Annotated in this window: 12 protein-coding genes; 7 read left to right on the forward strand and 5 right to left on the reverse strand. The window is 58.6% G+C overall.

Features of this window, described 5'->3' with window-relative positions; all coding sequences use genetic code 11:
* The first annotated feature begins 41 nt into the window (after positions 1-41).
* Positions 42-953: a universal stress protein gene (locus tag D882_RS0112635; protein WP_027923592.1), complete on the forward strand. Its 912-nt coding sequence runs from the start codon at positions 42-44 to the stop codon at positions 951-953.
* Here the strand turns inward: D882_RS0112635 and D882_RS0112640 are convergent.
* Both D882_RS0112640 and fnr read right to left on the reverse strand, forming a co-directional pair.
* Positions 943-1926 carry a zinc-dependent alcohol dehydrogenase family protein gene (locus D882_RS0112640; RefSeq protein WP_027923593.1) on the reverse strand — a complete coding sequence of 328 codons (984 nt, stop codon included), beginning with the start codon at positions 1924-1926 and terminating at the stop codon, positions 943-945. The genes D882_RS0112635 and D882_RS0112640 overlap by 11 nt on opposite strands.
* 24 nt (positions 1927-1950) lie before the next feature.
* Positions 1951-2694, reverse strand: coding sequence for a fumarate/nitrate reduction transcriptional regulator Fnr (fnr, locus tag D882_RS0112645; RefSeq protein WP_027923594.1), 744 nt, complete (start codon positions 2692-2694; stop codon positions 1951-1953).
* A 259-nt stretch (positions 2695-2953) separates the two neighbouring features.
* On the opposite strand from fnr, the gene D882_RS0112650 reads away from it, so the two are divergent.
* Both D882_RS0112650 and D882_RS0112655 read left to right on the forward strand, forming a co-directional pair.
* Positions 2954-5329 (forward strand): phosphoketolase, encoded by a 2376-nt coding sequence (locus D882_RS0112650; protein ID WP_027923595.1) that lies wholly within the window; start codon positions 2954-2956, stop codon positions 5327-5329.
* 150 nt (positions 5330-5479) lie between these two features.
* Positions 5480-6364, forward strand: coding sequence for a universal stress protein (locus D882_RS0112655; RefSeq protein WP_027923596.1), 885 nt, complete (start codon positions 5480-5482; stop codon positions 6362-6364).
* Positions 6365-6429: 65 nt separating this feature from the next.
* On the opposite strand, the gene D882_RS0112660 is transcribed toward D882_RS0112655, so the two are convergent.
* Both D882_RS0112660 and ftsH read right to left on the reverse strand, forming a co-directional pair.
* A complete protein-coding gene (locus tag D882_RS0112660) occupies positions 6430-6855 on the reverse strand; it encodes a potassium channel family protein (RefSeq protein WP_027923597.1) in 426 nt (141 codons plus the stop codon).
* 66 nt (positions 6856-6921) lie between these two features.
* Positions 6922-8760 carry an ATP-dependent zinc metalloprotease FtsH gene (gene ftsH, locus D882_RS0112665; RefSeq protein ID WP_027923598.1) on the reverse strand — a complete coding sequence of 613 codons (1839 nt, stop codon included), beginning with the start codon at positions 8758-8760 and terminating at the stop codon, positions 6922-6924.
* A 371-nt stretch (positions 8761-9131) separates the two neighbouring features.
* Here ftsH and D882_RS0112670 point away from each other — a divergent pair, with 371 nt between their 5' ends.
* The 4 genes from D882_RS0112670 (at position 9132) to D882_RS0112685 (ending at position 13801) form a co-directional block, all read left to right on the forward strand.
* The gene (locus D882_RS0112670) at positions 9132-9365 is read left to right on the forward strand and encodes an Lpp/OprI family alanine-zipper lipoprotein (protein ID WP_027923599.1); all 234 of its coding nucleotides are present in this window, start codon (positions 9132-9134) and stop codon (positions 9363-9365) included.
* An 80-nt stretch (positions 9366-9445) separates the two neighbouring features.
* Positions 9446-10366 (forward strand): universal stress protein, encoded by a 921-nt coding sequence (locus D882_RS0112675; protein WP_027923600.1) that lies wholly within the window; start codon positions 9446-9448, stop codon positions 10364-10366.
* Between the two features lie 14 nt (positions 10367-10380).
* Complete coding sequence (locus tag D882_RS0112680; protein WP_228758760.1) at positions 10381-11769, forward strand: MBL fold metallo-hydrolase RNA specificity domain-containing protein; 1389 nt, start codon at positions 10381-10383, stop codon at positions 11767-11769.
* Between the two features lie 628 nt (positions 11770-12397).
* Positions 12398-13801 carry an MFS transporter gene (locus tag D882_RS0112685; RefSeq protein WP_027923602.1) on the forward strand — a complete coding sequence of 468 codons (1404 nt, stop codon included), beginning with the start codon at positions 12398-12400 and terminating at the stop codon, positions 13799-13801.
* Between the two features lie 276 nt (positions 13802-14077).
* On the opposite strand, the gene D882_RS0112695 is transcribed toward D882_RS0112685, so the two are convergent.
* Positions 14078-15097: an AbrB family transcriptional regulator gene (locus D882_RS0112695; RefSeq protein WP_027923603.1), complete on the reverse strand. Its 1020-nt coding sequence runs from the start codon at positions 15095-15097 to the stop codon at positions 14078-14080.
* Positions 15098-15238: the final 141 nt, after the last annotated feature.

The following is a 15238-nucleotide window of genomic DNA, read 5'->3' on the forward strand; positions in this document are numbered from 1 at the left end:
GCAACCGGCGCTTAACGACCGGAGTCGAGCGGAGGTGTGTGATGGGTCAATTTCATCGTTTGCTGCTGATTGCCGACCAAACCCTGCATCAATCTCCCGCCTTGCTGCGCGCCGTCGCGCTGGCCAAGGTGAGCGGGGCGGCGCTGGATGTGCGGGCCTTTGTCGAGCCGGCGCCGATCGTGCATTTGTGGGAAGAGAAAACGGACGACGCCGGGTACCAGCGCTACTTGCGCCGCTATCGTCGCTGGGTGGCGGATGAGGTGGAGCAGCTGGGTGGCCAAGGGCTGGATGTCACGGTGGAAGTGATCTTCACGACCCATCCATTGCTGGATATCCTGAAAACGGTTGAAGAACTCAAACCCGACCTGGTGATCAAGGATGTCATCCTGGAGCCGGTGCTCAAGCGAGTGTTCATTACTCCACTCGATTGTCATCTACTGCGCGAATGCCCGGTTCCCGTGCACCTGGTCAATCAGGTTCGTTACAGCTTGCCGCACCGGGTCGTGGCCGCTGTGGACCCGTTTGATCCCTCGACTCAAATCAGCGGACTGAACGACACCATCATCCAGACGGCCAATGCCCTGGCCCTGCAATGCGACGCCCCGTTGCACCTGTTATATGCCTACGATTTGTCGCCCGCCTTCAATGGTGATGCGCCACTGTCCGGGGGGGGCTGGGGTGTGGACTACATCGAGGAACTGCGTGAATCCTTGCACCTGGCGTTTGTCACCCTGGCGGATCGCTACGGCGTGCCGCCTGAGCGGCGGCATTTCGTGATGGGCCTGCCGGTGCCGGTGATCAGTGAATTTGTCGAGCAATACCTGGCGGATGTGGTGGTGATGGGCACTGTGCACCGAGTGGGGATTGACCGCTTGATCGGCAGTAACACCGAACGGGCGCTGTATTCGGTGCCGGGCAGCATTCTGGCGGTCCGGCAGGGCGTCAAGGTGTGAGCACGATGGCGCCATTGAACTGACCGGCCCGCAAGCATTCCAGTGCCTGGTTGGCATCGTCCAGGGCAAAGCGGGTGACGTCGCAATGCACGGACGTGTGTTGCAGCTCCTGAAAAAATGCCGTGCCGTCGTCGCGGGTCAGGTTGGCTACTGAGCGAATGCTGCGTTCGCCCCACAGCAGACGATAGGGGAACGCCGGGATGTCGCTCATGTGAATACCGGCGCATATCACGCATCCGCCCTTGATGGTCGTGGCCAGGGCCAGCGGCACCAGCGCACCGACAGGCGCAAAAATCAGGCTGGCATCGAGCAAGTGCGGCGGTGGTTGATCCGATGCCCCCGCCCACTCGGCACCCAAGGATCGGGCATAGTCCTGGCCTTCGTGGTCATCTGGTCGAGTGAAGGCATACACCTTCTGCCCTCGGCCTCGCGCCACCTGGATTGCCAGATGCGCTGCCGCCCCGAAACCATAAAGGCCCAGGTGACGTGCTCCTTTGGCCATCTGTAACGCCCGAAAGCCGATCAGCCCGGCACACAGCAGCGGTGCCGCTTGAATGTCCGAGAGACTGTCGGGAATCGGGAAGCAGAAACGCCTGTCGGCGACGGTGTATTCGGCGTAACCACCGTCCAGATGACATCCGGTGAATTGCGCCTTATCGCAAAGATTTTCCTGGCCTGAGGTGCAGAACGCACACTGACCACACGTCCAGCCAAGCCACGGTACGCCCACTCGCTTGCCGATCCAGTCGGACGTGACGTCAGCGCCCACTGCAGTGACTTCACCGACGATTTCATGACCCGGCACCCGCGGCAGTATGGCTTGCGGTAATTCCCCGTCAACCAGATGCAGATCGGTGCGGCAGACCCCGCAAGCCAGGACTTTGATTAATAGTTGGTGGGCGGCGGGTATCGGGATGGGGCGGTCTTCCCGTTGCAAGGGCTCGCCGGCAACCTGTAGCACCATGGCACGCATGATGTTTCTCCAGACGTGCAAGTGTCAGCGCTGGGGACGGTGACAACCGGCGACGAGTTGCTTGAGCCCTTCCAGGTCCAGGATCTTTACCTCTCGGCCGGCGATTTCCACCAAACCTTGATCCCGAAGGTGAGCAATGCCCCGGCAGATGGTTTCCAGCCGCAACCCCAGGTAGGAGCCGATTTCTTCGCGGCGCATTTTCAGAACGAAGTCCCTGGATGAATAGCCACGGATACTGAAGCGCTGCGACAGGTTCAGTAAAAAGGCTGCCAGCCGCTCATCCGAGTTCATGTTGCCCATCAGCATCAGCATGGAGTGATCACGCACGATTTCACGGCTCAGCAGCCTGTTGAGGTTGTGCTGCAGGGACGGCAGGTTTTGGGCGAGTTTCTCTAGCTGCGCAAAGTGGATGGGACACACTTCGCTGTCCTCGAGGGCAAACGCATTACAGGCGTGTTCGTCGGCACTGATGGCATCCAGACCGAGCATCTCGCCCGGAATGTGAAAGCCAGTGACCTGTTCACGCCCATCCACTGACAGCATGCTGGTCTTGAATGAGCCGATGCGGACCGCGTAAAGCGAAAGCAGGGGATCTCCCGTGCGGTACAACGCTGTCCCCTTTTTTACCTTGAATCGTTGCACGATCAGGGTATCAAGGCGTTCGACTTCCGGGCCGCTCAAACCGATTGGCAGACACAGCTCCAGCACACTGCAGTTGGAGCACGCTGCCTTTAGGTGATGAATTTGAAGTGGGCGGGTTTCAGGCATGGGGAACGACGCCATCTGGGTGGAGTGAATTAAGCATAGGTGGTCGTGCCCCACACGCGAATCTGATTGCGGGGTATGGCGGGGTATTCGACGAATGGGGAATGCCCCGCGCGGATTGGGAGCCGAGATACAGGGGGCCCTCCGGCACCTTGACTGGCGCCGCCACTTTGAAACTTGATGTAAATCAAGTCCTGAGCGTTTCAGGCACCCAGAATCGACCCATGACAATCGGCAGGTCCGACGATGGGCGGGGAACTTCATGAGTAATTTTCTGAATGATGAGCAACTGGAAGGGCTGGACGCCTACTGGCGGGCTTCCAATTACCTGGCTGTCGGGCAGATCTACCTCAAAGATAACCCCTTGCTCAAGGTGCCCCTGACCCTGGCACACATCAAACCTCGGTTGCTGGGCCATTGGGGGACAACACCGGGGCTTAACCTGATCTACACCCACCTTAACCGCCTGATCAACCAGTACGACCTGAACATGCTTTTTATCGCAGGTCCCGGACACGGTGGGCCTGCGGTTGTTGCGCAGACCTATCTGGAGGGGACCTACACCGAATTCCGTCCGTCGGTGGAGCGCAATACCAACGGCCTGATTCGTCTGTTTCGGCAGTTTTCCTGGCCGTACGGGATCTCCAGCCATGTGTCGGCACAGATCCCGGGCTCGATCCATGAAGGTGGCGAACTGGGTTATTGCCTGGCCCACGCTTACGGCGCCGCCTTCGACAACCCTGAGCTGATCGTTGCTTGCGTGATCGGAGACGGCGAAGCGGAAACCGGTACGCTGGCGGCCAGCTGGCACTCCAACAAGTTCCTCAACCCCGCACGTGACGGGGCGGTGTTGCCGATCCTGCACCTCAATGGCTACAAAATCGCCAACCCCACGGTGCTGTCCAGAATCAGTGAAGATGAACTGTCAGCCCTGATGTATGGCTATGGCTACGATCCTTATTTCGTTGAGGGCGATGATCCGGCGCAGGTGCATCAGGCCCTGGCCCGGACGCTGGATACGATGGTGCTGAAAATCCGTGAGATTCAGCGCGAGGCGCGCCAGACTCGGCAATCCGGAGCGCCAGAACGGCCGCTTTGGCCCATGTTGGTGTTGCGCACCCCCAAAGGCTGGACCGGCCCGAAATTCGTCGATGGCCTTCACGTCGAAGGCACCTGGCGTGCGCATCAGGTGCCTCTGGCCGATTTCCAGCAGCCGATTCATCTGCGGCAACTGGAGGAATGGCTCAACAGCTACCGCCCGGATGAACTGTTTGATGCCAATGGCGCCTTGCAGCCCGAAATCGCTGCACTGGCTCCCACCGGCCACCGACGCATGAGTGCCAATCCCCACGCCAACGGTGGCTTGCTGTTGCGGGCGCTGGATCTGCCGCAGTTCACCGACTATGCGGTGAAACTCGAGGAGCCTGGCAGCCGGCGCGCGGAGGCCACGCGGGTACTGGGCACGTTTTTGCGCGATGTGATGAAAAACAACCTGTTAACGAAAAACTTTCGTTTGTTCGGCCCGGATGAAACGGCCTCGAACCGACTGGATGCGGTCTACGAGGTCAGCGCCAAAGCCTGGATGGAACCGCTGGAACCAGACGATGTGAACCTGTCGGTCGATGGCCGGGTCATGGAGATCCTCAGCGAGCAGGTGTGCGAGGGCTGGCTCGAAGGCTATTTGCTGACAGGTCGCCATGGTTTGCTGTCCTGTTACGAGGCGTTCATCCATATCGTCGATTCGATGGTCAATCAGCATGCCAAATGGCTGAAAACCGCTGCCGAAGTGCCGTGGCGCAAACCCATTGCTTCGCTCAATTACTTGCTGACGTCCCATGTCTGGCGTCAGGACCATAACGGCTTCTCCCACCAGGATCCGGGGTTCATCGATCTGGTGGCGAATAAAAAGTCAGACGTGGTGCGGATCTACCTGCCGCCCGATGCCAATTGCCTGTTGTCGGTGGCTGACCACTGCCTGAAAAGCCGCAATTACATCAACGTCATCGTCGCCGGCAAACAACCGGAGTGGCAGTGGCTGGATATTGATGCGGCCATCCGACATTGCCAGACGGGGATCGGCCGTTGGGACTGGGCATGCCGGGATGATCAGGACCCGGACGTGGTGATGGCCTGCGCCGGTGACGTGCCGACCCTGGAAACCCTGGCGGCAGTCACCTTGTTGCGCGAGTACGTTCCGGATTTGCGCGTCAGGGTGATCAATGTGGTCGACCTGATGGTGCTGCAGCCTTCCTTCCAGCATCCCCATGGTTTGCCGGACACGGCGTTTGATGAGCTGTTTACGGTCGATAAACCGGTGATTTTCGCCTTCCACGGGTACCCCGCGCTGATCCACCGCCTGCTGTACAAACGCACTAATCATGACAATTTCCACGTCCGTGGCTTCAAGGAGGAGGGCGCGACCACGACGCCGTTCGACATGGCCGTGATCAATAACCTGGACCGTTATCAACTGGCGCTGGACGTCATCGAGCGAGTTCCCCGTCTGCATGATCAACTGCAAAACGCGCGGTCGCGATACTGGTCGACGATGGAAAAACACAAGCTCTACCTCATCGAGCACGGGCAAGACATGCCCGAGGTGCTGAATTGGCAGTGGACGCCTGTGGCCGATGGTTGAGGTGGGGGGAGCTGATCTAAATCAAGGTCACGCAGGCGCCGCAGGAGGACTCTAAAGTCACGCTGGCGCCTGATCCAGCGAAACGCCACCGCGAGCCTGGGCAGCAGGCAGCAAGCGACGTTCAACCCCCCACCTGACTGGAGGCAGATCATGAGCCAGTATCAACGGTTGTTACTGATCATCAACCCGGCCCTGCGCCATTCCCAGGCAATCCATCATGCCGCAGCACTGGCCAAGGCCAGCCATGCGAATTTGCATATTGCCGCCTTGATTGCTCCGTGGAAAATGTTGTCACTGCTCGAGGAAGGCGACCGGAAAATGGCTCGGGAGCGGTATCTGCAGGACCATCAAGACTGGCTGAAGGAGCAGGCAAGAAACCTGCGTGACCGGGGGATCAATGTGACCACCGAGGTGGCATGGGCGGATGACTTGCCGCAAGACATTCTCGATCACGTCTCGGACATGCAGCCCGACCTGCTGATCAAGGAGGTTCAGCATGAATCGGTGCTCAAACGTGCTTTTTTCACGCCTCTGGACTGGCATCTGCTGCGTCACTGCCCGGTACCGGTTTATCTGGTGGGCGGGAGCGGCTTTGTCTTGCCACGCAGGGTTGTGGCGGCGGTCGAAGTGTCGGAAACCGAGTCTCCCGACGACGAGCTCAATGACCGGATCATCCAGCAAGCCAGCGGCCTCGCCATACAGTGTGATGCCGAGTTGCATTTGCTGTACGCCTGCGATATTTCCGCCGCCTTCCTGGCAGACATGGATGGCCTGACGCTGGCTGACCTGACCAAAGCGCTGCGCAGTGACCTGGAGAAGTCATTCCTCAAGTTGGCCGGTCGGTATGGTGTGGCCTCTGATCGTCGACATTTCATTTTAGGAAACCCCGTCAAAGCATTGAGCGAGTTTGCCTACGATCATCAAGTGGATGTGATTGTGATGGGCAAAGTCCAGTCCCATGGAATGGATAAGCTTCTGGGCAGCACAACCGAGCATATTTTGTATCAGGTGCCTTGCAGCGTCTTGGCGGTCTGAAGAGGGCGGGGCGGTCAGACCCGACTGACAGGTGGGCGTGACAGAGAGCGCGAGGTCGGCGTTTGCTATTTGCGCTTCCAGTATTTCTGCATTTCAAGAAACAGAAACGAGGCCGTCCAGGTGATGAGTACCAGGCCGGTCAAGGCTTGCAGGCCGGTCAGGTATTTGAGATTGCCCACGGGCGAAATATCGCCGAACCCGATCGTCGTATAGGTCGTGAAGGAAAAATAGACGCAGTCCAGCAGCGAACCATCAAAGTTGCCTGTCAGGCCGCCCCATTCGCCGGAACGCACCATCAGGTAATAGACCAGCGCGAAGCACCAGACTTCCAGCGCATGGGCCAGCAGCGCGCCGAACACCCCGACAACAATCCTGAAGCGGCTCCAAAGCTTGAGCCGGGGCAGCCAATCGTTCAGGCGTAGCAGGCATTCGTAATGAATCACCACGACAACGATGACCACCAGTGTATTGATCAAGGTAACGGCCAGCATGGCAAACCTCCGGTGGCAGCGTAGGTGTGAAGGACTGCGCCAAAGGGGGGCGACAAGGGACGTTCCTCAGGCAGGTGCCACGTTCGGTTGTGTCGGGGCCTGGGCGGGTTTGATCGGCATCAGTGGAGGATATTCTTGCGGCGTCAGGGTTTCTTTTTCCAGCAGCAGGCGTGCACCGGCATCCAGATCAGCCCGCCGACTGTGGAGTAAGGCTTTCGCCCGTCCATAAGCTTCATCGAGCAGGGCACGAATACCCAGGTCAACTTCCCTGGCGGTCTGTTCTGAATAGTCTCGCTCGCCGCCGCCCATATGTTCGCCCAGATACGTCGCGCTTTGCCGCTCCAGCACCGACTGCCCAAGTTCGTCGCTCATGCCAAACCGGGTGATCAATTGCCGGGCGATATCAGTGGCACGGGCCAGGTCATCGGCCGCCCCGGTAGAAATCTGGCCATAAGCAAGGTATTCGGCGGCGCGTCCGGCCATCAGGACGACAATCCGGTCCTTGAGCATCTGGCAGCTGATGAGGAAGTGATCTTCGGTCGGTCGTTGCAACGTATAGCCCAGGGAACCGATGGCGCGAGGCACGATTGATACTTTGTGAACGGGGTCCATGGCCGGCAGGCTACTGGCAGCCAGGGCATGCCCCATCTCGTGATACGCCACCACCTGGCGCTCCTCGGGGCGTAGCAGGCTGCTCTTGCGTTCAACCCCCGCGATGATACGTTCCACCGCGGCAGTGAAATCGTCCAGGTTGACCGACTCCGCGCCGCGGCGAGTGGCGACGATGGCCGCTTCGTTGACCAGGTTGGCCAGGTCCGCGCCCGTGAAGCCCGTGGTGATGTCGGCAATACGTTCGCCATCCAGGCCCGGCTCTGTGGTGATCTTTTGCAGGTGGACCTTGAGGATCGCTTGCCGGCCTTTTCGGTCCGGGCGATCAATCAGCACCTGACGGTCGATTCGGCCGGCTCGCAGCAGCGCCGGGTCGAGGATCTCTGGCCGATTGGTCGCGGCCAGCAATACAACGCCCTCACGAGGATCGAATCCGTCCAGTTCCGCGAGTAATTGGTTGAGGGTTTGCTCTTTTTCGTCATTGCCGCCAAATGCACCAACGCCCCGCATTTTGCCCAGCGCATCCAGTTCGTCGATGAAGATGATGCAGGGCGCCGCCTCCCGCGCTTGTTCAAACAGGTCGTGCACCCGTGCGGCTCCCACCCCGACGAACATTTCGACGAACTCCGACCCCGAGATCGAGAAAAACGGGACACCGGCTTCCCCGGCGATCGCTTTGGCGACCAGGGTCTTGCCGGTTCCCGGCGGACCGACCAACAGGGTGCCTTTGGGGATGTGCGCCCCCAAGCGTGCGTATTTGGCCTTGTCCTTGAGAAAAGAAACGATTTCCACCAGTTCGGTCTTGGCTTCATCGATACCCGCCACATCGGCGAAGGTCACTCCGGTATCGCGCTGGACGAACACCTTGGCCCGCGACTTTCCGATGCTCATCAACCCTCCCATTCCTTGTTTTTCCGCCATTGAGCGAAACAGGAAATGCCAGACCACCATGATGAGGGCGAACGGCAGCAGCCAGCCCAGCAGGCCGCTCAGAAAGGTATTTTCGTTGACTCCGGCAAAGCTGGCACCCGAATGGGCAAGCTCCGCCGCCAGCGCCGGATCGACCCGTTCCGTCGAGAACAGGGTGTGCCCTTCGATAGGCTCTTGCAGTTTGCCGCTGATCTGACCTGCTTCGACCTTTAAGTCGCTGACCTTTTGCTCCTTCAGCAATTGCAGGAACTGGCTGTAGGGAATGTTCTGCACAACGTGACGATCGACAAACAGTAACTGAGTGAGGGTGAACACGACAAACGCGATCAGGAAGTAGGAGAGGTTCCACTGGTGTGTTTTTTTCATGACGTTCACTCAGCAAGAAGACAGGGGCAGGGCAGCCCGCCTTGAGTCGCCCGGAGGGCAACTTCCCTATTGGCAGCGTTGATTTCAGGCTTGAACTCAAGTGCTTCCAGGATGGTTTTACGCCAACTCAAGTTGCTCATGACAGCGCCCTCTGTTTCAGGTGCGGCCTTTAAGCCGCCTGGACCCGGTTCACTTTTTCTACGCCCCGGCGGCATAAAAACATTGAGTTAAATCAACAAGGCTTCAGTGAGCCACTCACTCACTGTCAGCGAGCTATAAGTTGACAAAAATCAGAGTGCGCAAGTGCTGGCGTCCGATACTTTGGCAATCCAGGTGAAGTACACCGCTGCGATAAACCGAGGGGAAAAGTCATGAGCAAGCGCTTGTCCTTTGTACTACTGAGTATCTTGTTGGCAACGACCGCCGGTTGCAGTCATCGGCACGCTCAGGAAATTGACGCGCGATTGGAGGCCGCTGAAAACAACGCCGCGACCGCTCGGCTGCGGGCCGATGAGGCGTACAACAAAGCGGAGCAAGCACAACGGGCTGCCGATGAGGCCAACCAGCGCGCCAATCGAATAACCGATAAAGCGAAACTTAAATAATCAGCCATGGCAGGAAGCCTCAGGCTGGACGGCGGGCTGGCCGTCAGTCAGGTAAAAGCGCTCGCGGGACGAGGTCTATGATGCTCAAACTTAAACGTATCCTGTTGATTGCCCCTTGCGAAATGATCCGCACCCCGGCGTTTGATCGCGCGCATGCGCTGGCCTGTGCCACGGGGGCGCTGTTGCACATCGTCGCATTCGATTATGTGCAGGTGCTGGCGGTGGCCGGGTTGTTTGATCACGATGCAATGGCTCAGGCGCGGGAGGGCTACCTGCAGGTGCACCGACACTGGCTGGAGCAACAAGCCCGGTTTCATCAATGCATCGGTATGCAGGTCACCACCGAAGTCGTCTGGTCCAGGTCCACCCCTGCGCACATAGTGGAATACGTCAATGACTTCCATGCGGACCTGGTCATCAAGGACGCCACGCATGTGCCGGTACTCGACCGCGCGTTCCACCGGCCCCTTGACTGGCTGTTGCTGCGCGACTGTCCGGCGACCTTGCATCTGGTCAGCGACGCAAAAAATTCCAAGCCGATGAGCATTCTTGCGGCAGTCGATTTGTCCCATCTCGAAGAGCTGAGCCACGGGCTTAATGACCGGATTCTCGATCTGGCCTCGACAGTGGCGGCCTCCTGTGGCGCCGACTTGCACGTACTCAACGTCAGCAACTGGTCGGTGGTGGGGGATACCGAGAGAAGCGTGCCGACACTGAGCCTGGATAACAGTTTGAGCGATGCGATCAATGATGCTCAGCAAGAGGCCTTTGATGCGCTTGCCGAACGTTATTGCATCGACAAGAAACGCCGACATCTGCTGAAGGGCATCCCTCACAAGGTGATCGTGAAGTTTGCTCGACAACAGGCTTTTGACTTGGTGGTGCTGGGTACCGCCTATCATCACGGGATCGACCGGTTCATCGGCGGTACCGTCGAGAGTGTGCTGAACAAGGCGCCGTGCAGCTTGATGATCGTCAAGCCATCGCGCCCCCAAGGATGATCAAGGAGACGGCCATGCGAATGACATTTCTCGGTGCGGCAGGCACGGTCACAGGCAGCAAATACCTGTTGGAACACAGGGACCAGCATGTGCTGATCGATTGCGGCCTGTTTCAGGGCTACAAGCAACTGCGATTGCATAACTGGGACCCTTTTCAGCTGCCGGTCCGCGATCTCGACGCCATTGTGCTGACTCATGCTCATCTTGATCACAGCGGCTACTTGCCGGTGCTGGTGCGCAACGGTTATCGCGGGCCGGTTTATGCCACGGCGGCGACTTGTGAGCTGGTGAAAATCCTGCTGCGAGACAGTGGTCGCTTACAGGAAGAGGAAGCCGAGTTTGCCAATCGGCATGGCTACTCCAAACACGCACCGGCGCTACCGCTTTACACCGAACAAGACGCTGAACGGGCGCTGAAGCTGTTGCGACCCCTGGAGTTGCATCACCCGGTGAACATTGTGCCCGGCATGAGCATTAAGTTGCGCGGCGCCGGGCACATACTGGGCGCCGCCACCGTCGAAGTGGTGGCCGATGGCGTAACGCTGGTGTTTTCCGGGGATTTGGGGCGGCCGAACGACCCGCTGATGTTCGCGCCGGAAACCATCGAACAAGCTGATTTCTTGCTCATTGAGTCAACCTACGGTGACCGTCTGCACCCTGACGAGCCTCCGGAGAAAAAACTGGCCGAGGTCATCAATCGCACGGCCATGCGTTATGGCATCACGCTGGTGCCATCGTTTGCTGTCGGGCGTGCTCAATTGCTGATGTATTACTTGTATCGGCTGAAACAGACGCATGCCATTCCAGACCTGCCGATCTACCTCAACAGCCCTATGGCGACAGATGTCACGCGCTTGTACCAGCGCTTTCGCAGTGAGCATCGGCTGTCGCTGGAGGACTGCGAAGGCATGTGCCTGGGCACACACTTTGTGCGGTCGACTCGTGACTCTATTAATTTGGATCAGCAGCGCACCCCGGCGGTGATTATCGCCGCCAGCGGCATGGCGACAGGAGGGCGGGTGCTGCACCACCTCAAAGCATTGGCGCCGAATCCGCTGAATACCCTGTTGGTCCCAGGCTTCCAGGCAGGAGGCACTCGCGGTGCGCAGATCGTCGCCGGTGCGCCGTCGGTGCGCATCCACGGTAAAGACGTGCCCATCCGGGCGGAGGTGGTGCCCATGGAAACGTTGTCCGCGCACGCCGACGCTGATGAAATCATCCAGTGGTTGCGCGGGTTCAAACGACCGCCGAAGCATACTTATGTGGTACATGGCGAGCCCAACGCCGCGGATGTATTGCGCCGACGCATCAGTCTGGAACTGGGGTGGTCAGTGTCCGTGCCCGAGTACCGCGACAGTGTCGAACTGACCCTTGACGATCAGCCATCAAGCCTGCCTCTCTGACTTAAAACGCCTTGCCGATGTCCCGGCGAGGCGCATTGTCCTGAATACATGCGTCGTCGTACAACATCGACGGATGACTTCAGTCCCCGCGTGTCACTAATATCGCCCGACGAACAACAAGCCGTGAAGCCCATCGCCAGAGCGTTCAGCGATGATTTGGCTTTTAAAAGGGGGTGATTCTCTAGACCAACGGCAATTTTTCAGATTGACAGCGTCGTATGGGACTCGATATAAAAGGCACAGTTGTACGACGACAGACGATTAGCGATCTGTTCATCCTAAAAATAAGAAAGAGTGTCGGCCCATCATGAATTCAACCTGCGTCCTCACCTCGCTGAATGCCGCTGCTTCCGGTTCGTTCCTGACGCTTTACCCGTCTGCGCCATCTCGCCCGTCACAGGCGACTGTCCCGCCAAACGCTGCCTCGCATCACTGCATGCCCGGCTTGCGCCATTGAGATCGCGCTACGCGTGAGTTAACCGATAGCGCAAAACGGCTAATCGCAAGACACGGCTGAACCTGACCAGCCTTGGCGCGGATTCCTCGCGTTTTGGCGATGCTCTACGACACAATTGATCTCGCTTGAAACCGAGAGATCATCACCATAATCCAATAATAAAGTGATGCCATGAATCTGAACGAGCCCATCAATGCGCAACGCGTCGGCCAGGCGGTCGGCAAATACCGCTGGACGATCTGTGCACTGTTGTTTTTTGCCACGACCGTCAACTATCTGGACCGCCAGGTACTCAGTCTTTTAGCGCCGCAGCTGTCGACGCAATTTGGCTGGAGTAACACCGACTACGCCAACATCGCCTCGGTTTTCCAGTTTGTGTATGCGATTTCCATGTTGTTCGCCGGCCGCTTCGTCGACAAGATCGGCACCAAGAAAGCGTACATGTTAGCGATTGGCATCTGGTCCACCGGTGCGGTGATGCACGCCTTTGCAGTGCCAATGGGTGAGGGCATCGGCTTCCTGAGCAGTGCGCTCGGGCTGGCTGTCATTCCGGTGTCCATTGCCGGTTTCATGTTGTCGCGGGCGGTTCTGGCGATTGGTGAGGCGGGTAACTTCCCGATTGCGATCAAGGCCACTGCGGAATACTTCCCGAAGAAGGAACGCTCGTTCGCCACCGGCATCTTCAACTCCGGCGCGAACGTCGGCGCGATCCTGGCGCCGATCTGCGTGCCATTGATTGCCGGCATTTGGGGCTGGGAAGCAGCGTTCATCGTGATTGGCCTGTTGGGCTTCGTCTGGGTCGCTGTCTGGATCGCACTCTACGAGAAACCGGAGCAGCAAAAACGTCTGTCGGCCGAGGAACTGGCCTACATTCGTGCCGATGAACCGGTGCAAGTGGTCACCCCGCAAGTGTCGGGTGTCGCTGCCAAAAAAGTATCGTGGTTCAAACTGCTGACCTACCGCCAGACCTGGGCGTTTGCCTTCGGCAAGTTCATGACGGACGGCGTGTGGTGGTTCTTCCTGTTCTGGCTGCCAACCTATCTGTCGGCGCAATACGAGATGAAGGGCGCGGCCATCGTTGCACCGCTCGCCGTGTTGTACAGCATGACGATGATCGGCAGCATCGGCGGCGGCTGGTTCCCGAGCTACTTCATGGCGCGCGGCGACAAGCCGTATGACGGTCGTATGAAAGCCATGCTGGTGATCGCGTTGTTCCCGTTGGTGGTGTTGTTGGCGCAGCCATTGGGTTACATCAGTTTCTGGGTGCCGGTGTTGTTGATTGGTGTAGGCGCGTCGGCGCATCAGGCGTGGTCGTGCAATATCTTCACGACCGTGTCTGACATGTTCCCGCAAAAAACCATTGCGTCGGTGGTCGGTATTGGCGGCATGGCGGGTGGTCTGGGCGGTGTGGTGATGACGAAGATCGGTGGTTACGTGTTCGACTACTACAAATCGATCAACGACATTCACACCGGCTACATGATCATGTTCGCGATCTGCTCGCTGGCCTATCTGGTGGCCTGGAGCGTGATGAAGGCGCTGGTGCCACGCCACAAGGAAATCACTGACCTGTAAAACGGCGGTCCATGCAGTAGAAAGCCCCGTCCCACATCAGTGGGGCGGGGCTTTTTCGTTTCGGGCATCTGATCCGTATTTTCCTGGTCCATCTGCCTCTGTAATGCACTCAGTTGCAGGCTCACAATGACGGCCTACCGCGAATTCACAATGTTGGAGGCTCCAATGGGCAAGATGGCAATTTTCCTCGGTGGTTTTCTGGTGTTGACCATTCTGATTGGCGCACTGGCCACCATCTCTCCGACTTAATCCTTTGCTCTGATACGCGACTGCCGGTCAAACATCCTCCCGCCAGCGCCGCGCCTGCACCACCAGTGCCGGCGCAAAGTGCAGCACCACCATGCGCACCAGGTGATGGGTGAGGATGAACACGACATTCAACCCGCCGCTGAAGGCGACGAGGGCGATGGTCTCGATGGCGCCCGGCATGTACGCCAGCCATAGCGACAAGGGATTGCTGCCCAAAAACTGCCCGGCGACGCCGGCAAATGCGGCAGCGATCAGCAGCATCAGGCCGACCGACATCACGGCGGTACGGCCGTGATGCAGGAGTTCGCCGAAAGAGATGTCCTTGAATTTCGAACCAATCAGCGCGCCGAGCAGCACGGTCGCGAAGTCGACACTCCATGACGGCATGTGAAAGCCCTGCAAGTAACCGGACTTGAGGTAGACGCCGGTGAGCACGATGGCCGTGAGCATGAACGGTGCCGGCACGCCGATGTTCAGCAGCAAGCGACCGAGCAACAGGCACAAGGCGATCAGCGACAGCAGGGGCAGTGCCATGCTCATGTCTTGCAGGTTGCTGTCGGCCATCGCCAGGTGGGTCTGTCCGGGAATGCAGAAGCTGACGAGAAGGGTGATGGCGAGCAGTCGCACCAGATGCACGACAATCACTTTGCTGGACGCGCGTTCGGATTCGAGCAAGTCGAATATCGCAGCAAGTGCGCCGGGGTAGACCGCCAGCAGCGAATCCTTGCGGTTCCATCCGGCGATTTTCAGCAGCGCCAGGCCGGCCACCGAGCTTTGCACCATCAGGCAAAACAGCATCAAACCGAGGCTGGGGAGCATGGCTGCGACGGTGTGGCTGTCCCACGCGGTAAACATCAGGCCGGTCGCGATCCCCAGTACGATCTGTACGTAGCCGAGGCCGAAACGCAGGGTAGGGGAGAAGTGCAGACGACTGGCGATCAATGCCGTTGCCAGAATCGACCCCAGCAACAGGCCATGGGGAATGCCCGCGTATTGCAAGGCACCGCCGACGCCGGTGGCGATCAGTAAACAGAACAGGGTTTTCATGAGTCTTCCTTGATCGTGAATGACCGACACTTCCATTCGGGCCCGGCATGTTTTCCCACTGAATGGCACCAGGCGTCAAGAACGCAGGTTGACTCGTCAGGCATGTCCGTTAGGCGACATCTCCTGGCTTACTAGCGTTAG

The sequence above is a fragment of the Pseudomonas sp. URMO17WK12:I12 genome (genome assembly GCF_000514395.1).
Classification (GTDB): Bacteria; Pseudomonadota; Gammaproteobacteria; order Pseudomonadales; family Pseudomonadaceae; genus Aquipseudomonas; species Aquipseudomonas mucoides.